Here is a 20,213-nt window from a genome sequence, read left to right as displayed (position 1 = left end):
GAAGTATAAAAACCTACGCCCGGCCGGAGCGGTGCCGCAGGCAGCCACCGGAGCGAGCGTAAGCGAGCGAGGAGGCCGAGCGCGAGTGAGCCGCGGAGGGCGGGATCGCACATAGGTGCCGTCCGTAATCATATATAATTCGTTTTATCGCCTTTCTTTCGGCCGAAAATCGAATTTCGTTTCGGCGAGGATGACGGCAAAAAAGATGAGAGTGCAGCCTGCGATCATGCGCAAAGTCAAACGCTCGTGCAAAAGGACGGTACTGAACAGCACGCCGAACACCGACTCGAACGAAAGGAGGAGAGCTGCAAAAGACGAGCGCACGTATTTTAAGCCGACGTTCTGCAGCGCAAAGGAAATCATCGTGCTGAAAAGACCGAGGTAGAGCATAGAAACGATAACGCGCGTATTTTTTACGGCCGCGACAGGAAAGGCGCCGTCAAAAAGAAAGGCTCCGATCCACGAAAAGACGGCGGCAAAAAAGAACTGCAAAACGGTAAGCACGATCGGATCGTAACGGATATTGCATTTGGCCGTATAGAGGATGTGCAGCGCGTAAAAAACGCCGCAGCCGAGCGTAAGGGCGTCGCCGAAATTGATCGAAAGGAGCGATGATTCGCTTTTTGAAAGCGCGAGCAAACCGATGCCCAAAAGCGAAATCGCGGCGGCGGCAAAGACGTGTCCGCCCGGAAATTTTTTATAAAGCGGCCAGCCGAAAAGCGGCACGAGCATTACGTACACCGTCGTGAGAAATGCGTTTTTTCCGGCGGTCGTATAATCGCAACCGACCGTTTGCAGCGCGTAGGCAAAAAACAACAGAGCGCCGAGTATCGCCCCGCGCTTCCAATACGAAGCATTGAGCAATTTGAGAGAGCGCACAAAGATAAGGGCGAGAGCCGCCGCCGCAATAGAAAAACGGAAAGCGAGCATATAGATCGCGCCGATATAGTCGAGGCTGTCTTTTACGACGACGAACGCAAATCCCCAAATGCACGCTGCAAGGAGCAGCCCTGCTCCCGCAAAAAACGATACGCTCTTTTCTCTCATACGTCGGCAAGCGGCGTCACCTTTTTAAGGTGCCAAATATCGCGCACGTAGTCTTCAATCGTACGGTCGGAAGAAAATTTTCCGCTGTTCGCAATGTTGATAAGCGCTTTCCGTGCCCAGTCTTTCGTATTTTGATAAGCCGCTTCGACTTCTTCGTGAGCTTTGCAGTATGCGTCGAAATCCGCGAGCACGTAGAACACGTCGGGGCGCTGGCCTTCGACGCCGTAAACGAGCGAATCGTAGAGCTCTTTGAATTCCTGATGCGTCGGATCGTAGGTACCGTCGACGAGCTGCTGTACGACGCGGGAAAGCTCGGGGTTCCGTCCCAAGTATTCCTGCGGGTTGTAGCTGTGCTCGGTTTCCATTTTAATAATTTCTTCGGCGGAAAGTCCGAACACGAACGCGTTTTCTTTTCCGGCCTCATTGACAATTTCGATATTCGCACCGTCCATCGTACCGAGCGTAAGCGCGCCGTTTACCATAAACTTCATATTGCTCGTACCGGACGCTTCAAAACCCGCAGTCGATATCTGCTCGGAAACGTCGGCTGCCGGAAAGATTTTTTCCGCAACGCTGACGCGGTAGTTTTCGACGAACACGACGCGGATTTTTCCGTGCACGCGCCGGTCGTTGTTGACGCGGTCGGCGACGGTATTGATCAGTTTGATGATCGTTTTCGCTCTGCGGTAGCCCGACGCGGCTTTCGCACCGAAGATAAAAGTCTGCGGCGGCGGATTGAAATCCGCGTCGTCGATGATGCGGTTATACAGATACATGATGTGCAAAACATTTAAAAGCTGGCGCTTGTATTCGTGCAGGCGTTTTACCTGTACGTCGAAAATGCTGTCGGGGTCGAGGAATTCGTTTTGCGTATGCTTGAGATATTCGGCCAAGCGCTGTTTGTTCGATCTCTTGATCGCCGTAAGCTCCGCAAGAGAAGCTTCATCGCTTGAAAAACGCTCGAGGGCTTTGAGCTTCGTCAAATCTTTTTCCCAGCCTCCTCCGATGCGCGCCGTGATAAATTTCGCAAGAGAGGGATTCGCATTTAAAAGCCAGCGCCGCTGCGTGATGCCGTTCGTTTTATTGTTGAATTTTTCGGGATAGAGTTCGTACCACTCTTTCAGTTCCCGCGTTTTTAATAATTCCGTGTGGAGTTCGGCAACGCCGTTTACGCTGAAGCACGAATGGATCGCGAGCCACGCCATAAAGACGTGTCCGTTGTTGATGATCGACAGCTTTTGATGACGTTCGAAATCGTTCGGATATTTTTCGCGCAGCGAAATGAGCAGCCGCCGGTTGATTTCTTCGACGATTTGATACACGCGCGGAAGCAGGCCTTGAAAGATTTCGATCGGCCACTTTTCGAGCGCTTCGGCAAGGATCGTGTGATTCGTATACGCAAACGTGTGCGTTACGATGTTCCATGCGTCGTCCCAGCCGACGTTGTATTCGTCCATGAGGATGCGCATCAGTTCGGGAATCGCTACGACCGGATGCGTGTCGTTCAGCTGAATGACGTGCAGTTCGGCGAATTTGCCGAAATCGGTTCCGAAGCGCGAAACGTAGGCGCGAACCAGATCCTGCAGACTCGCCGACGAAAAAAAGTATTGCTGTTTGAGCCGGAGCGCTTTTCCGCTCGGGCCGCTGTCGTTCGGATAGAGCACGCGGCTGATGTTTTCGGCGCTGTTTTGTTTTTCGACCGCGCGGTTGTACTGCATATCGTTGAACAGCTGGAGGTCGAAACCGTTCGGAGAAGTCGCTTCCCATAATCTCAGCGTGTTCACCGTGTTCGTGTCGTAGCCGACGATCGGGGTGTCGTAGGGAGTAGCGGTCACTTCTTCCGCGTTTTGCAAAGAAAAGTGCATGCGGCCGTCGGGCGTTCTGTCGTACACGATCGTACCGCCGAAACGGACGGTTACCGCCAAATCGCTTCGCTTTACTTCCCACGGATCGCGGTGCTTGAGCCAGCGGTCGGGATATTCGACTTGCCAGCCGTTTTCGATCCGCTGTTCGAACATACCGTATTCGTAGCGGATGCCGTAACCGTGACCGGGATAATCGAGGGTTGCGAGGCTGTCGAGAAAACACGCGGCGAGCCGGCCGAGTCCTCCGTTTCCGAGTCCCGCGTCGGGCTCTTTGTCTTCGATCATATCGTAATCGATGCTCATGTCTTTGAGCACTTCCTTTACCTGCTTTTCGATTCCCGCGTTGATGAGGTTGTTGCCGAGGGCACGCCCCATCAAAAACTCTGCGGAAAAATAATAAAGCTGCCGTACCGGATGCGCTTCGTAGGCTTCCCTCGTCGCCATCCAATTTTTGACGATCGGATCGAGCACGGAGGCCGCGACCGCATCGAACAGATCGTATTTTGTCGCCCGTGAAATGTTTTTTCCGTATCGATCGTGAAGCCTTTTTTCAAGATTACGTTTGAATTCTTCAGCGCTGAATTGCATACGCCCTACCCCCTTACACTTACTTAAAAAATTGACGACACATCTGAAAATCGCTTCGATTTTCAGAGACTCCGTTTACTTATCAACAGCACGAGGCTGTCGGACGGCAAAACGTAGCGGTGCTGTTCGTTTAACAATTCTTCATCTCCCCTCTTTCGAACCGCGTCTTCTCCGTCGATCGACGTGTCGGCGATGCGGTACCACGCGTTCCCTCCCGCGGGAGAAGGCAGCGTAACCGTCAAATCGTAGATGTCGGTATTTATCGCAAAGTAGATTTCATTGATGCCGATACCGTCAGCCGATTCGTCGACTTTGAATGCGAGGAAGCGGTCGAGCTTCGCCCAATCGGGATTTTTCCCGTTCGCGTCGTACCACGTGATCTCAGACGCATCCGCAAAAAACGTATTGCGCCGAAACAGCGAATACGCTTTGCGGAGTTCGATCAGCATTTTCGTATACAGCAATATGTCCCTGTTTTTATCACAGCAGTGCCAATCGATCCACGACGTTTCATTGTCCTGACAATACGCGTTGTTGTTGCCCCGCTGCGTTCTCATCATCTCATCGCCCGAGAGGAGCATCGGCGTTCCCTGCGAAAGAAACAGACAGGTAAGGAAATTTTTTATTTTCCTGCGGCGCACCGACACGATCTTCGGATTCGTCGAATCGCCTTCGAAACCGTTATTGTAGCTGAAATTATCGTCGCTGCCGTCACGGTTTCCCTCTCCGTTTTCGTCGTTGTGCTTTACGTTATAGCTCACCAAATCGTACATCGTAAAACCGTCGTGCGATGTGATGTAATTGACGGAATTGACGGGAGAACGTCCGTTCGCTTTATACAAATCCGAACTGCCGGTCATCCTCGTCGCAGCTTCCGTCGCCGCACGGTCATCGCCTCTGATAAAGCGCCGTATATCGTCCCGGAATTTTCCGTTCCACTCGCACCACCTGCCGCCGGCAAAAGAGCCGAGCTGGTAGCCGCCGCCGGCATCCCACGGCTCGGCGATGATCTTCGTTTTTGCGAGCAGCGGGTCTTGTGCTATCGCATAGGGCAGCTGTCCCGAAGAAATGAGATGGCCGAGCTCGGAACGGTTCAATATCGTCGCGAGGTCGAAACGGAATCCGTCGACGTGCATATCGACGCCCCAGTGCCTCAAACTCGCAAGGATGAATTCGCTCACCGTCGGATGGTTCGCGTTCACCGTATTGCCGCAGCCCGAATAATCGGCATAGTATTGCTTTTGATCCTGCGGCAGCATATAGTACACGCCGTTTTCGATTCCGCGAAACGAAAAGGTCGGCCCGTTTTCGTTCCCTTCCGCCGTATGATTGTAGACGACGTCGAGAATCACTTCGATCCCCGCGCGGTGCAATTCACGCACGAGCTCTTTGAACTCCCGCACCGCCCCTCCCGGAGACGTGTCCGCAGCATAGGACGTTTTCGGCGCAAAAAAACCGATCGTATTGTAGCCCCAGTAATTTGTCAATAATTGCCCCGTGCGCGGGTTTACGCGTTCGTTTTCCGCTTCGTCGAATTCGAACATCGGCATGAGCTCGACGGCCGTAACGCCGAGGTACGTAAGGTACGGAATCTTTTCGATAAAACCGCGGTACGTGCCGGGGTTTTGCACGCCGGACGTCGGGGAACGGGTAAAGCCTTTGACGTGCGCTTCGTAGATGATCGTTTCGGAAAGCGCCCTCGCGAGCGGCTTGTCGCCCTGCCAGTCAAAATCGGTGTCGTCGACAACGACGCATTTCGGAAAATCGGACAAGTCGGAAAGAAGGCCGTTTTCAATGCCCGCCCGCCCATACTCGCGCTGTTTTCGGTATGAGCGAAATACGGAACCGGCCGTAAACGCTTTTGCGCACGGATCGAAAACGTATTTATTAAAATTGAACCGATCGCCTGCAGGAGGGTTGTACGGACCGTCCAGACGATACAGATAAAGCACCCCCGCTTTCAAATCTTTGATAAAGACGTGCCACACGTCGCCGGTTTTATTGATTTTCGGATCGAACTCGAATGTATCGCAAAACGTCTTTGCATCAAGCGAATCGAAAAAATAGAGCACGACGCGCGTCGCATTTTTACTGAACAGCGAAAAGTTCACGCCTCCGTCCGTGACGACGGCGCCGCATTGCATCGGTCTGCCTGCAAGCACACGAAAAGCATCCATGAGCGGTATTTTATCATAAGACAATAATAAAAAGCAACATTACAGATTACCCATTGCGATTTGTACGTATATGCGGTGCCGGTCGCGTATTTAACATTTTCCCTTGTGCGCTTTTACGCACGAATAGGATGTCTTATGACAAAACATAATCGGCGGTATAAAGATTTCGTTTTCGTCGATCGCTTCGGAAAAGATAAAAAAACCGCCCGACGCCGTCGCCGACGTTCCGAGCGGTTTTCAATACGTTATGCGGCGAGTAATTTATTTGCGGCCGATGATCGTTTTGTTTTGCAGTTCGAGGCTGTGCTTCGGATTCAAATAAATTCTTACTATAAAAGTGCAGAGGAAAATCGCCGCAAAGACAATGCCGACCGCATACGAAATCGTAATACCCGTCTGTCCGAGCCGCACGAGGTTGAAACACTCGGGCGCATAGCACAGATATGTAATGGATACGGCGGACATAAAGGTTGCGGGAATCGCGGCGAGCCAGCAGCGGTTTCTGTTCGGATAATTCGTCGCAAGGTAAGCCGCTCCCGACCACAATACGATCATTGCAAGCGTTTGGTTCGACCACGAAAAATACCGCCAGACGACGCCGTATTTGATCCACGAAATGCCATAACCGATTAACAGGAGCGGAGTCGCAATCGAAAGGCGAATCTTGAGATCTTTTTCGTTGAGCTTAAACCAGTCGAAGATAACCATACGCGCGCTGCGGAACGCAGTATCGCCGGACGTGATCGGACAAGCGATAACGCCGATAAGCGCAATCGCCCCTCCGACTTTTCCGAGAAGACCCGTGCAGATCGCGTATACCGATTTCGGGTTTCCGCCGCCCATTTCAAGCATCGCTTTGAGTCCGGTGCCTTCTCCGCCTTTATTCCAGAAAAACGCGATCGCTGCGGACGCCCAAATCATCGCGATAATGCCTTCCGCGACCATCGCACCGTAAAATACTCTGCGACCTTCTTTTTCATTCCGTAGCGTACGCGAAACGATCGGCGACTGCGTTGCGTGAAAGCCGGATATGGCGCCGCACGCAACGGTGATAAACATGAGCGGCCAAATCGGTTTTTGCGTTGCCGCGGGATAGAGGTTTTCAAGCGTCAACTCCATCATCGGACGGACACCGTTATTTATCATCGTAGCAATCGAAACGCCGAGCGCCATGAGGATGAGGAAGATGCCGAAAATCGGATAAAAACGCGCAATGACTTTATCGACCGGAAGCAGCGTCGCAAGGAAATAGTAGACGAGGATTATCACCGTCCACACTTTTACGTTGAGCCATTCCGGCGTCAAAAGAGCGAGCAAGCCCGCCGGTCCTACCATAAAGACGACGCCGACCATGACGAGCAAAACCACGCTGAATACGCGCATGACAGTCATCATGACGGGGCCTAAATATTTTCCCGTAATTTCCGAAATGCTCGCGCCGTCGTTCCGCACGGACAGCATCCCCGAAAGATAATCGTGCACCGCACCGGCGAAAATCGTACCGCCGACGATCCACAGGTAGACGCTCGGTCCCCACAGCGCACCCGAAATCGCACCGAAAATCGGCCCGAGACCGGCGATATTCAAAAGCTGAACGAGAAAGGCGCGCGGCGTCGAAATCGGAACGTAGTCGATACCGTCAGGATTTGCCATGGCGGGCGTTATCCGATTCGCATCGGGCTGAAACACTTTTTCGACAAGCGTCCCGTACACAAAATACCCTGCTATAAGCAGACCGATACATAAAAAGAAAGAAACCATAGATCCTCCCTAAAAACCTTCATAGGAATCTGCATCCAAGCTTTAAGCAAAGCGCAAATCCCGAAAAATTTTTAGCCGTGCGCGTACTTCACAACGAAGAGCTCTATCCCGACACTTCGAGCGAGCGCACACTTTAAATAATAAATAATTCATACGATTTTACGCACAGATCGCACTATGCGCAAAATCGAGATAAAGCCGACGCCCGTTTCCGGCATCGATCTCTATCGTCCGCACAGCCGCCATACAAATCATAAGTGTAATAAATACAACTTATTTCGAATATTATACACCCTCTTCCGCAATTTGTAAAATAAAATATGAAAAAACATGAAAATAATGTCACGTAGGTGAAAAACGCCGCTTGTCCGAACTTCGCGGTATCGTTACTTTTTGAGCGTGTCTAAAAATTTCAATTTTTAGAGACTTTTGTTGATCTGTTTTTTTTTCATCCACTTTTCGATGCCCGCAACGATGTCGGCATCGATATCGTGTTCGACGCGGCACGCGTTTTCTTCGGCCTGCTCTTTGGAAACGCCGGTGATCTTCACAAAAAAATCGGTGAGCAGGCGATGACGGGAATATATATTTGTCGCTTTTTCGAGACCTTTTTTTGTAAATTCGAGCTCGGTACTTTCGTTATCTGCGAGATAGCCGTCCCGCTTCAATATGCCGACCGCTCTGCTCACACTCGGTTTGGAAACGCCGAGTTTTTTTGCGACGTCGACGGAGTGAACCGTACCCTTCACATTTTTTACCCTGAGAATCGCTTCAAGATAATCTTCGCCGGACTCGTACATATATACCTCCGTTTCCGTCACTATACGACATACTTAGTATACCGCATATATCGATTAATTGCCATCTTTGAAATGCCGTATTTTAAAAAGCATCGTCCGAACGGTACGGCGTTTTACAGATCGATATCCATCATAATGCGGTCGACGGATTTTCCCGGCGGAATCATCGGAAGTACCATTTCGTCTTTGTCGATCGCAACGTCGATCACCGCAGGCTTTCCGGACGCGAGCGCAGCATCGAAAGCTTTTTTGAATTCCGCTTCGCTCGTAACGCGGACGCCTGAAATGTCGTAGGCATCGGCGAGCTTTACGAAATCGGGTGCAAAATCGAGCGTCGTCGCGCTGTAACGCTTTTCGTAAAAGAGCGTCTGCCACTGACGGACGTTTCCGAGTGCGCCGTTATTGAAAATAATAATGATGATCGGAAGACCGTAGTGGCTTATCGTCGCAAGTTCGTTGCAGTTCATGCGAAACGAACCGTCGCCTGCAAAGTGCACGACCCTTGTATCGGGGTTCGCAAATTGCGCGCCGATCGCGGCTCCCGTGCCGAATCCCATCGTCCCCAATCCTCCCGACGTAAGAAAGGTACGCGGTTTTTCAAAATGATAAAAGAGCGCCGTCCACATTTGATGCTGTCCCACTTCCGTCGTGACGATCGTATCGGACGGAACCTTGCCGTTGACGTATTCGAAGACGGCTTTCGGAGGAATCTTTCCGTTTTGTTTCCGGCTCGGCGGAACTTCGGCTTTCCATTCGTCTATCTTCGCATTCCACTCGGACGCTTTTCTTTTTTCGACGAGGGGCAAAAGACGCGAAAGGGCATCCTTTATATTGCCGACGAGAGAATCGTGGACTGCGATATTTTTGTTCACTTCGGCGGGATCTACGTCGATCTGCACGATCTTCGCCTTTCCCGCAAACCTCTTGGGATCGCCTATGACGCGGTCGCTGAAACGCGTACCTATCGCAAGCAGGAGATCGCATGTATCGACAGCCGTATTCGACGCCTTCGTCCCGTGCATACCGATCATGCCGGTCGAAAGCGCGTGCGTGTTCGGAAAAGCCGACTTTCCCATAAGACTCATCGAAACGGGAATCTGCGCTTTTTCGGCGAGCGCTTTGAGCTCTTCGCACGCGTCCGATATGATCACTCCCCCTCCCGCGTAGATAAAGGGACGCTCCGACGCATTGATGAGAGAGGCGAGTTTATTAATTTTTTCGTCGGGGATGTCGCGTACTTTCATAATGCGGTGCAGGCTCGCTTTACATTCGACAAAACGCGAGTCAAGCGGCGCCGGTGCGGGAACGTAATCGCACGAAGATGCAGTGACGTCTTTCGGAATATCGATGAGTACGGGACCCGGGCGCCCCGTTTTTGCGATAAAAAACGCTTCGCGTATCGTGTCGGCAAGCTTTCCGACATCGCGCACGATAAAATTATGCTTCGTGATCGGCATCGTCACCCCCGTGATATCGATTTCCTGAAAACTGTCTTTGCCGAGCAGGGGCGCTATGACGTTGCACGTGATCGCAACGATGGGAACCGAATCCATATACGCCGTCGCAATTCCCGTAACGAGGTTCGTCGCACCCGGCCCGCTTGTCGCCATAACGACGCCGACTTTGCCGCTTGAGCGTGCATAGCCGTCGGCTGCGTGAGAAGCGCCCTGTTCATGTGCGGTGAGGATGTGGCGGAGACGTTTTTCGTTTTTATACAGTTCGTCGTAGATATTGAGGATCGCTCCTCCGGGGTAGCCGAAAACGGTATCGACTCCCTGTTCGATAAGACATTCTATAACGATTTGCGCACCGGTATATTTCATCGAGCATCCTCCGCGTTACTGTAAAATCGCACCTTTGTCCGCGGACGACACGAGCTTTGCGTAGCGGACGAGATATCCCTCCGTCGCTTTCGGAGGCGGAGCTTTCCATTCGGCCTTTCGCTTTTGAAGCTCTTCGTCGCTCACTTCGAGCGTAATCGTATATGCGTTTATGTCGAGCGTGATTTTATCGCCTTCGTGCACGAGCGCTATCGGCCCGCCGACGGCCGCTTCGGGAGAACAGTGTCCGAGTGACGCGCCGCGCGTTGCGCCGCTGAATCGTCCGTCGGTGATGAGCGCGACGTCTTTGTCGAGATCCTGCCCTGCAAGAGCTGCGGTAACGGCGAGCATTTCGCGCATGCCCGGCCCGCCTTTCGGCCCTTCGTAACGGATGACGACGACGTCGCCGGGTTTAATGTCGCGCCTCTGTACCGCCGCCATCGCGTCTTTTTCATCGTCGAATACGCGGGCAGGCCCCGTATGCTTCATCAATTCTTTTGCGCAGGCGCTCCGCTTTACGACCGTACCGTCGGGCGCGAGATTGCCGAATAAAACGGCGATACCGCCGTTGGGCGAAAAAGGATTTTCGATCGGCCGAATAACCGAAGGATTTCCGTTGACGGCGTTTTTAATATTTTCGGCGATCGTCTTTCCGGTAACCGTGATCAAATCGGTTTTTATCAATTGTTTTTTTGCAAGCTCGGCGAGCACCGCTTCAACGCCGCCGGCGTCGTCGAGTTCGTTCATAAACGTGTGACCGGCCGGAGCGAGGTGACAGAGGTTCGGAGTTACTTCGCTGATATCGTTTATCATGTGCAGATCGATTGCGACGCCCGCTTCGTGCGCGATCGCCGGAACATGGAGCACCGTATTGCTCGAACAGCCGAGCGCCATATCCGCCGTAAGCGCGTTTCGGAACGAATCGGGTGTCATCATGGAACGCGCGGTGATCCCCTTGTCAAACATTTCCATAACCTGCATACCCGCCCGCTTTGCCAGGGCTATGCGCCGCCCGGTCACCGCGGGAATCGTCCCGTTTCCGGGAAGACCGAGACCGAGCACTTCGGTGAGACAGTTCATGCTGTTCGCCGTAAACATACCCGAGCACGCGCCGCAGCCGGGACACGCACGCTCTTCGAGCTCTTTGAGCTGCGCCTCGTCGATTTTTCCCGCAGCGACGGCGCCGACGGCTTCAAACATATCGCTTAAACTCAAACCCTTTGCCGCGTACGGATTCGAAGAATCGGTTACGTGGCCGGGCATCATCGGGCCGCCTGAAACGACGACCGTCGGAAGGTTGAGGCGGGCAGCCGCCATAAGCATGCCGGGAACGATTTTATCGCAATTCGGGATAAGCACGAGCGCGTCGAACTGGTGCGCTTTCGCAACACATTCGATCGAATCGGCGATAAGCTCGCGCGTTACGAGAGAGTATTTCATCCCCTCATGCCCCATCGCGATGCCGTCGCATACGCCGATCGCCGGAAATTCTATCGGAGTACCGCCTGCCATGCGGACGCCCGCTTTTGCCGCTTCGGCAATGCGGTCGAGTTCGAAGTGCCCCGGAATGATTTCGTTTTTCGCACAGCATACGCCGACAAGCGGGAGGCGCAGCTCTTCGTCCGTATACCCCATCGCATAAAACAACGAACGATGCGGCGCACGTTCTATACCTCTTTTTGCATTATCGCTTTTCATCTGTGCCATTGTATACCTCCGTCGGACGGAATAAAATACCGATCTATCCTAATCCATCGAGGCGATGCCGTCAAGAGATTTCTGAATAAATATTTCAGATATGTAGTATAATTAATTTACGATAAAAAAAGCATAAGACGATAAGGTAGTGCAAAAGCAATTATTTTTTAAGAATTTCCCGTAGTCTCTGAGAGAATGTCCGCATACCTTTCCCTTACAAGGGAAATCATCTATACTGACGGTATGGCAGATTATCCCAAATTCCCCGAAGCGCCGGAAGGCACTCCCCCTTCACAGTTCGTGCATCTTCACGTGCACTCCGATTATTCGCTGCTCGACGGCGCGGTAAAGATAGAATCGCTCGTAAAGCGCGCAAAAGAGTTCAATATGAAAGCGCTCGCGCTCACCGATCACGGCACTATGTTCGGCGTACTCAATTTCGAAAAACTCTGCCATACGAACGGCATCAATCCGATCGTCGGCGAAGAATTCTACGTCGCGGAAAACGACTGCCGCACGCAGGAAAAGACGCGCTACGGCGGAAAATACTATCGCCTTATTTTACTGTGTGAAAACGAAAAAGGCTACCGCAATATGTCGTGGCTTTCGAGCATCGCCTACACGGAAGGCTTTTACTATAAACCGCGTATCGATTTCAAACTGCTCGAAAAATATCACGAAGGGCTTATCTGTCTGTCGGCCTGTCTGCAGGGCGAAGTGCCGCAGGCGCTGCTCCACGGAGACGAAGCCCATGCGGAAGAAACCGCGAGGCGCTATGCCGAACTTTTCGGCCCCGACCGCTACTATATCGAAGTACAGGATCACGGAGTCGAAGAGCAAAAGCGCGTCGCCCCGCGCCTCATCGCGCTTGCAAAAAAGCTCAATATACCGGCGGTGCTGACGAACGACGTACACTATTGCATGAAAGAAGACGCCGAAGCGCAGGACGTGCTGCGCTGCATCGGCTTTCAAACAAAGCTTTCCGAACCGCACCAAACGATGGGAGACGGCAGAGCCGAGTGGTATTTTAAAAGCGAAGGGGAAATGCGCTCCCTTTTTCCGGATTATCCCGAACTCCTGGCGAACACGCTCAAAATCGCCGATATGTGCAATCTGACGATTCACCAATACGATACGGCCGAACTTCGCACCTGCCTGCCGCACGTGCATATTCCCGAACCGTTTAAAAGCGAAGACGAATACGTGCGCCACTTAGTCGAAACGGGTTTGCGAAAACGCTATAAAACGATAACGCCCGAGATGACCGAACGCGCCGAACACGAACTTTCCATCATCTTTAAGATGGGTTTTTCCGGCTACTTTCTCGTCGTGTGGGAATTCATCAACTGGTCGAAAGAGCACAATATACCGATCGGGCCGGGCCGCGGTTCGGGCGCCGGTTCCCTCGTCGCATACGCGATGGAAATCACCGACATCGATCCGTTTCGCTTTAAGCTGCTGTTCGAGCGTTTTTTAAATCCCGAACGCATTTCGATGCCGGACTTCGACGTGGACATGGATTACGATTTCCGGCAGGAAGTCATCCGGCACACGCGGGAAGTTTACGGAGATCCGCAAGTCGGACACATCGTCACTTTCGGTACGCTGAAAGCGAAAGCCGTCATCAAAGACGTCGGGCGCGTACTCGGCGTTCCGCTCGCGGAAGTGACGGCGCTGACGAAGTGCATTCCGAATAATCCCAAGTTCCGCTTAAAAGACGCGTTCACGCCTCCCGATGAAAGCCATCCCGAAAACGGGCAGCTCATCCGATTCAAAGACGATCCGCGCTACGAAAAGCTTTTCGAGCTGTGTTTTAAGCTTGAAAATATGAACCGCAACACGAGTCTTCACGCATCGGGCATGGTGATTTCGCTGACGCCGCTTCCCGACTGGGCGCCGGTTTTCAAAGATCCGAAAACGGGCGAAGTCGGCGTGCAGTATACGATGGACATCATCGAACCCTGCGGCTTGGTCAAAATGGATTACCTCGGATTAAAAACGCTTTCGCTTATCCGCTATGCCGAGACGATCATCAACAAGCACCGAAAACCCGGAGAGAGCGAGTTCCGCACGGAAAGCGTCGATGAAGCCGATAAAAAAACCTACGAGCTCTTTCAGCGGGGCGATACCGCGGCCATCTTTCAATTCGAATCGCCGGGTATGCAAAAGGTTTTGCGTCAAGCGCAGCCGACAAAACTCGAAGACCTCGTCGCATTGAACGCGCTCTACCGGCCGGGGCCCATGCAGTTTATCCCGCAGTTTATCCAAGGCCGCTTTCATCCGGAAACGATCACCTATCCCGACGACTGCCTGAAAGACATTCTCGAAGAAACCTACGGCGTCATGGTGTATCAGGAACAGGTCATGCAGGTGGCGCAGCGGATCGCGGGCTTTACGCTCGGACAGGCGGACATGCTGCGCCGCGCTATGGGTAAAAAGAAAAAAGACGTCCTCATGGCGCAAAAAGAAAAATTCATCGCAGGCGCCGTCAAAAACGGATTTTCCGAACAAAAAGCCGACCGCATATTCGAAATCATGGTACCCTTCGCCGGCTACGGTTTTAACAAATCGCACGCGGCCGCGTATTCGGTAGTCGCATACCGCACGGGCTGGCTCAAATGCCACTACCCCGCGGAATTCATGGCGGCGAATTTGACGAACGAAATCACATCGACCGACAAACTGCCCGAATACATCGAAGAAGTGCGGCACATGGGCATTGCGGTCGACGCGCCCGACGTCAACCGTTCGGACATCGTGTTCGACGTCGTGGACGGACACATCGTATTCGGCCTGAAAGGTATCAAAGGTATGGGAGAAGCCGCGGCACAGTGCATCGTCGATGAACGAAACAAAAACGGTGCGTATAAAAGCTTTATCGATTTTCTCGACCGCGTCGATCTCCGCACGGTAAACAAACGCGCACTCGAAGCGCTCATCAAAACGGGCGCTTTCGATAAACTCGGTCAAAACAGGCCGACGCTGTTGAAAAATCTTGAAAACGCCGTATCGTATGCGGAAGCGAAAAAGCGGGATGCGGCAAACGGACAGGAAGATTTATTCGGCAGTACCGACGAAAAAACATTCGCCGATTTCGTATTCGAAAAAGTCGAAGACATGTCGAAGACCGAAAAGCTCAACGAAGAAAAGCAGCTCATCGGAAGCTATGTCAGCGGCCACCCGCTCGACGATTATAAAACCGCGGTAAAAAATGCGGTGACGCTCAATTCGCAAAATATCGAACGGGAAGCAAAAGACGCACAGGCTATAAAAGCCGCCCGCATCGCAAACGGAGCGTCGTCGTGGCAGACACGGAACTCCGGACGGGAACACGTCGCGCTCGGTATGCTCACCGATGTACGGACTATCCGTACGAAAAAAGGCGACGAAATGGCCTTTGCAAAGCTGCAGGATTACGGAGGCGCGATCGACATCACGATATTTCCGCGCACGTGGGAAACGATAAAATCGCGGATTTTCGAAGACGGCATCTATGCGTTCCGCGGCAAAGTCGATGTGAATAACGACGCGGCATCCTTTATCGTCGATTCGCTTGAAGATCCCGCCTCTCTCGAAGCGCGCGCCGTCAGCGAAGTACACATCGCCGTCGAAGACGGTTTTGCGGATGCCGCCGAAATCAACCCGCTGAAAGATTTTTTATTTGGCAAATCGGGGCAATGTTTTGTATATTTTCATATAGATACCGGCAAAGGCCCGTACATCGTCAAAGCGAATTCGCAGCTCACCGTATCGTCGGATTCCGCCCTTATCGCCGAATTGAAAGAGCTGCCCTTCGTCAAAGACGTATGGACTGCATAAAAATTGTAAGAGGATGCACATGGTAAGATATGTTATCGCGACGCTTATACGGCTCATCAATATCTATTCGTTTTTATGTTTTATACGGATAATTCTCACGTGGATTCCGGGCGCACAGTATTCGGCGCCGGGCAGGATTTTGTCGGCGCTGTGCGATCCGTTTTTAAATATATTCCGCGGCACGAGGTGGATGCAGATCGGCTCGCTCGATTTTTCCCCCGCAATTTCGATCGGACTTTTGTATGCGATTTCCTATATTCTCCAAAATATTTTGATGACCGGACGTCTGTACCTCGGTGCCGTTCTTGCGATCATTATCGGTATGGCCTGGTCTATCGTCAATTCGCTCGCATTGTTTTTGCTCGTTTTGCTCATCATCAGATTTATCGTCATCCTTTCGCAAAAGCGGGCGAACTACTACGGCTCGCTTTGGTCGCAGCTCGATTACGCGCTCGAACCCTTTGTACACCGTATTTCCCGCATATTTACGGGAAATAAATTCGTCGGCTATAAAACCTCTCTCGGCATCACGATCGCCGCACTCATCGGTATTTTGGCGGGCGGCCATTACCTTTTCAAATGGCTTATAAAAATCGTACAGCAATTGCCGTTTTAAATAATGAAACTCGGCGATATACGCAATTCGATAACGACTCTTCCGGGCGTCGGGCCGGCGGCGGCAAAGCTGTTCGCAAAGCTCAACGTATTTTCCGTCGCCGATTTGCTTACGCTGTATCCGAAACAATACGACGACCGCACGAAACGTATACCGCTTTCCGCGTTCCGCTCATCGAAAGTGCACTGCGCCGCCCTTGTCGTTTCCCACGAATGGTTCGGCTACGGCAGGATGAAAACGCTGAAGCTCATCATCTCCGACGGAGAAGCGGAAGCGGAACTCGTCGCGTTCAATCGGCCGTTTTTGGAAAAACAATTTCCCGTCGGAACGATCATCGCCGTAACGGGCGCCTTCGATATAAAATACGGCAAACTCCAAAGCACTTCATTCGAAATTATTAAATTGAGCGAACGCGGCAATCTTTCCGATTATAAAAAGACGACGCTTCCCGACTCCCGCGTCCTTCCCGTCTATCCGCTCACCGAAGGACTCAATCAAAAAAACGTGCGGAAAACGATCCTCGCCGCTCTCCGCGAATACAGCGCGGGAATCGAAAACGAACTGCCCGATTACATCATGGAAAAGCACAAACTCCTTTCAAAGCGCGATGCGATCCGGGCGGTGCACGCGCCCGAAAGCCTTTTGCAGGCCGAAAAAGCGCGGCGAACGCTCATCTACGAAGAGCTCTTTCATTTTCAATGCGTCATAGCAAAACGCGCGTGGGAACACAGGGGCGCAGTCCCCGACGCATCGCTTTCGCTCTCTCCGTTTGAAAGTACGGAAGAACGCGGTATGAAAAGCGGAAGCGGCAAAAGCCCTGCCGCCGGCACGGATGAAAGCGGCGCTGCAAACGGAAGAGCGCAAGGCACCGTCGCTCAAAGCGGCGCGCCCGACGGTGCAGACGGCGGCATATACGACGCAACGCGGCAGATATTCATCGATTCGCTTTCTCCGCACCAAAGAGCGCTTTACGACCGCATCCCGTTCCGCCTCACGCTCGATCAGATGAACGTCGTCATGGAAATGGATGACGACCTCGACAGGGGCTATCGGGAGCGCGAACTCGTCGCAAACGATGAAAAAAAGGATCCGGCAAAACGCGCGGAAAACGAGCGGTCTCCGGTGTTTACGATGGCGCGGCTTTTGCAGGGAGACGTCGGCTCGGGCAAAACGCTCGCCGCTTTTTTCGCATGCCTTCGCGTCATCAGCTGGAAAGGACAGTGCGCGTTTATGGCTCCGACGGAACTGCTCGCCAGGCAGCACGCGGAAAACGCTTCGCGCATGCTCGCGCCGCTCGGCATACGCGTCGCATTTCTCACCGGAAACGTAAAAGCAAGCGGCAGGGCGGAATTGTTAAAACAGCTTAAAGCGGGCAATATCGACATCGTGATCGGTACGCACGCGCTTTTTTCCGAAGCCGTGCAATACAACGACCTCCAGCTCGCCGTCATAGACGAACAGCACCGCTTCGGCGTTTTGCAGCGTCAAGCGATAATCGAAAAAGGCAGAAAGATTGCAGGTACTTCGTCCTACACGCTCCACCTTTTGATGATGAGCGCAACGCCGATCCCGCAGACGCTCGCACTCACCGCTTTCGGCGACTTGGACGTTTCGCTTTTGCGCACGCAGCCCGAAGGAAGAAAGGCGGTGAAAACATATCTCGTGCGCGAGGGAAACGAAGCGAACGCATACGAAGCGGTGCGTAAAGAACTCAAAGCGGGATATCAGGCGTATTTCGTCTATCCCGCAATAGAAAGCGACGGTCGCCAAGCGAACGGAGCGGACACGGACGGAAACGGCGACAACATGGAATCCGTCGGATCGGCGTATGTGGGATCGGGGGCGGAGGCAAAAGCGGCAGGTGCAAAGCGGACGCGGAACGCGCAGTTTCCGCTTTTGTATGCAAAAGAAAAATCCGCAGCAAAGGCGGCGGAAGAGATGTTCGCGTTTTTATCCGAGCGCGTGTATCCCGAATTCTCCTGCGCGCTCATCCATTCGCGCATCGATGAAGACGAACAAGTACGCATTCTCCACGATTTTCAAAAGGGACGCATACAAGTGCTCGCCGCGACGACCGTCATCGAAGTCGGAGTGGACGTACCGAATGCGACGTGCATCGTCATCGAACGCTCAGACCGCTTCGGACTCGCGCAGCTGCACCAGCTGAGGGGCAGGGTCGGGCGCGGGGATGCGCAGTCGTATTGCTTTTTGATCTACGGAAAAAACATCACGGAAACGGGGATCGAGCGGATGAAAGTTTTACGTGAAAGCACCGACGGATTTTTTATTGCGGAACGGGATTTAAAACTGCGCGGCCCCGGCGAAGTAACCGGAACCGCACAATCGGGAGATCTCGAACTCGGCATCGCGGACATCAGCCGCGACGGGGAAATCCTCGTCGAAGCGAGAAACGACGCCTTCGAATATATGCGAAGCGTTTTACGCTGACGCCTTAAGCTTACCGTGCAAGCGGGAAAAACGCCGGCCGCACATCGAACGAAACGCCGGCACGATTCAGGCAAAACGCCTATGCGATGTAAGCTTCGAGGCGCTGCATACGTCTCGGATGGCGCATGCGCACGATGGCGTGCTTTTCGATTTGACGGATGCGCTCTTTGGTAAGATTGCACGTATCGCCGACTTCTTTCAGAGACATCGGGCGGGTACCGTTCAAACCGTAGCGCAGCGACAACACTTTCGCTTCGTTCGGCTTCAGCGTATTCAGCACGTCTCCGATATCGCGCTTCATCGCATTGGAAATCGCTTCTTCGTCGGGATTGTCGTAGCGATCGTCTTCGATAAAATCGCTCACGGACGTGCGGTCGTTATCGCTCGAAGCGACCTGCGCGTCGAGGGAAATCATATCGCGGGAAATGTTCACCATTTCGCGCACGTGCTGCTTGTCCATCTTCAACATGCGCGCAACTTCGGCGAATTCCTGCTCTTCGGTTTTATCGCCCGCCATAAGCTTTCGCGCGTGTTCGATCTGCACGAGTTCGTTCGCACGGTTGAGCGGGAGGCGGATGGCGCGGCTCTTTTCGCAAATCGCTTTCAAAATCGCCTGACGGATCCACCATACCGCATACGAAATGAAATGATAGCCTTTCGATACGTCGAACCGCTCGATCGCCGTCAAAAGGCCGATATTGCCTTCGCTGATCAAATCGGGCAAATCGAGTCCGTGATTTTGATACTTTTTCGCTACGTTGACGACGAAGCGCAGATTTGCGCTGACGATTTTGTCTTTCGCAGCCTTGTCGCCCGCTTTCGCTTTCAGCGCCAAATCGGTTTCCTCTTCGCGTGAAAGCAAAGAAACTTTATTGATATCTTTCAAATACATTGAAAGGATGTTTTCATCGTTTGTCATAGATACACCTCCAAGCGGCACAAAACCGTATACGTAAATTATTGCAATATCTATGCCAATAACGAGGAAGCGGGAAAATCGTTACGATAATATTTCGTTAGATTTGCAACACCATATTAATTCTTTATAATACAATAAATTAAAAAACGGATGATTTTTTGGCAGTACGAATTGCAATCGATTTTTCTTGACTTTCGGCAGGATTTTAAGTAAATTTATGTCGAATTTACTCACACTCGTAAAAATACGCTGAAATCGTATCATTTTGACACGTTTTTCAAATTGATTTTGCGTAATCGTGCGGCGCGGGAAGCTTTGCTCGACGCACGGCACGGATGCTGCGCGAACGACCACTGCTCGGATCTGCTCTGGTAAGTCGGGAGTAAAAAAACGACCAAGCCGTTTTTCTTTTATCAAGACGCTCGCGATTTCTCCGCACTGCTCGAAATCGCGAGCGCTTATAATTTTTCGATTTCCGTTTCCGAAAGGCCGGTCATCCGCTGTATAAAATCGGTAGAACAGCTTTCTCGCTGCATCAGCTTTGCCGTTTCTCGCTTTGCTTGATATGAACCCGCGGCGATACCGTCGCGTCGCCCCCGTTCAAAGCCGATCTTTTCCCCCAGCTGTAAACTTTCTCTACGTAAGTCATCTTCAT

At 52.3% G+C, this 20,213-nt stretch carries 11 protein-coding genes and 1 pseudogene; 3 read left to right on the top strand and 9 right to left on the bottom strand.

Going from position 1 to position 20,213, the window contains the following annotated elements:
* Positions 1-144: 144 nt before the first annotated feature.
* The 7 genes from HMPREF0860_RS00535 to ilvD all read right to left on the bottom strand — a co-directional run bounded on the left by HMPREF0860_RS00535 (position 145) and on the right by ilvD (position 11,756).
* Positions 145-1,047 (bottom strand): DMT family transporter, encoded by a 903-nt coding sequence (locus tag HMPREF0860_RS00535; RefSeq protein WP_021330106.1) that lies wholly within the window; start codon positions 1,045-1,047, stop codon positions 145-147.
* Positions 1,044-3,500, bottom strand: coding sequence for a glycogen/starch/alpha-glucan phosphorylase (locus tag HMPREF0860_RS00530; protein WP_021330102.1), 2,457 nt, complete (start codon positions 3,498-3,500; stop codon positions 1,044-1,046). Before HMPREF0860_RS00530 ends, HMPREF0860_RS00535 begins: the two co-directional genes overlap by 4 nt.
* A 62-nt stretch (positions 3,501-3,562) precedes the next feature.
* A complete protein-coding gene (gene glgX / locus HMPREF0860_RS00525) occupies positions 3,563-5,677 on the bottom strand; it encodes a glycogen debranching protein GlgX (protein WP_038080840.1) in 2,115 nt (704 codons plus the stop codon).
* A 261-nt stretch (positions 5,678-5,938) separates the two neighbouring features.
* Positions 5,939-7,438: a carbon starvation CstA family protein gene (locus HMPREF0860_RS00520; protein WP_021330099.1), complete on the bottom strand. Its 1,500-nt coding sequence runs from the start codon at positions 7,436-7,438 to the stop codon at positions 5,939-5,941.
* A gap of 419 nt (positions 7,439-7,857) precedes the next feature.
* The gene (locus HMPREF0860_RS00515) at positions 7,858-8,238 is read right to left on the bottom strand and encodes a metal-dependent transcriptional regulator (RefSeq protein ID WP_021330104.1); all 381 of its coding nucleotides are present in this window, start codon (positions 8,236-8,238) and stop codon (positions 7,858-7,860) included.
* A 113-nt stretch (positions 8,239-8,351) separates the two neighbouring features.
* The gene (gene ilvB, locus HMPREF0860_RS00510; RefSeq protein WP_021330107.1) at positions 8,352-10,061 is read right to left on the bottom strand and encodes a biosynthetic-type acetolactate synthase large subunit; all 1,710 of its coding nucleotides are present in this window, start codon (positions 10,059-10,061) and stop codon (positions 8,352-8,354) included.
* Positions 10,062-10,076: 15 nt separating this feature from the next.
* Positions 10,077-11,756, bottom strand: coding sequence for a dihydroxy-acid dehydratase (gene ilvD, locus HMPREF0860_RS00505; protein WP_038082071.1), 1,680 nt, complete (start codon positions 11,754-11,756; stop codon positions 10,077-10,079).
* A 243-nt stretch (positions 11,757-11,999) separates the two neighbouring features.
* Between ilvD and dnaE the strand changes: the two genes are divergently transcribed.
* Genes dnaE through HMPREF0860_RS00490 form a run of 3 tightly spaced genes read left to right on the top strand, consistent with a single transcriptional unit; the run spans position 12,000 to position 18,639 of the window.
* The gene (gene dnaE, locus HMPREF0860_RS00500; RefSeq protein WP_051169937.1) at positions 12,000-15,575 is read left to right on the top strand and encodes a DNA polymerase III subunit alpha; all 3,576 of its coding nucleotides are present in this window, start codon (positions 12,000-12,002) and stop codon (positions 15,573-15,575) included.
* A gap of 19 nt (positions 15,576-15,594) precedes the next feature.
* Positions 15,595-16,191, top strand: coding sequence for a YggT family protein (locus tag HMPREF0860_RS00495; protein WP_021330098.1), 597 nt, complete (start codon positions 15,595-15,597; stop codon positions 16,189-16,191).
* Between the two features lie 3 nt (positions 16,192-16,194).
* Positions 16,195-18,639: an ATP-dependent DNA helicase RecG gene (locus HMPREF0860_RS00490; protein ID WP_021495395.1), complete on the top strand. Its 2,445-nt coding sequence runs from the start codon at positions 16,195-16,197 to the stop codon at positions 18,637-18,639.
* Positions 18,640-18,718: 79 nt separating this feature from the next.
* On the opposite strand, the gene HMPREF0860_RS00485 is transcribed toward HMPREF0860_RS00490, so the two are convergent.
* Both HMPREF0860_RS00485 and HMPREF0860_RS13865 read right to left on the bottom strand, forming a co-directional pair.
* Entirely contained in the window at positions 18,719-19,558 is an 840-nt protein-coding gene (locus HMPREF0860_RS00485) for a sigma-70 family RNA polymerase sigma factor (protein ID WP_021330096.1), read from the bottom strand.
* A gap of 458 nt (positions 19,559-20,016) precedes the next feature.
* Positions 20,017-20,213, bottom strand: a pseudogene (locus tag HMPREF0860_RS13865) (Rpn family recombination-promoting nuclease/putative transposase); the annotation flags it as partial.

This window comes from Treponema socranskii subsp. socranskii VPI DR56BR1116 = ATCC 35536, from assembly GCF_000468115.1.
Taxonomy (GTDB): Bacteria; Spirochaetota; Spirochaetia; order Treponematales; family Treponemataceae; genus Treponema_D; species Treponema_D socranskii.
This window is presented reverse-complemented; position numbering and strand designations above follow the sequence as displayed.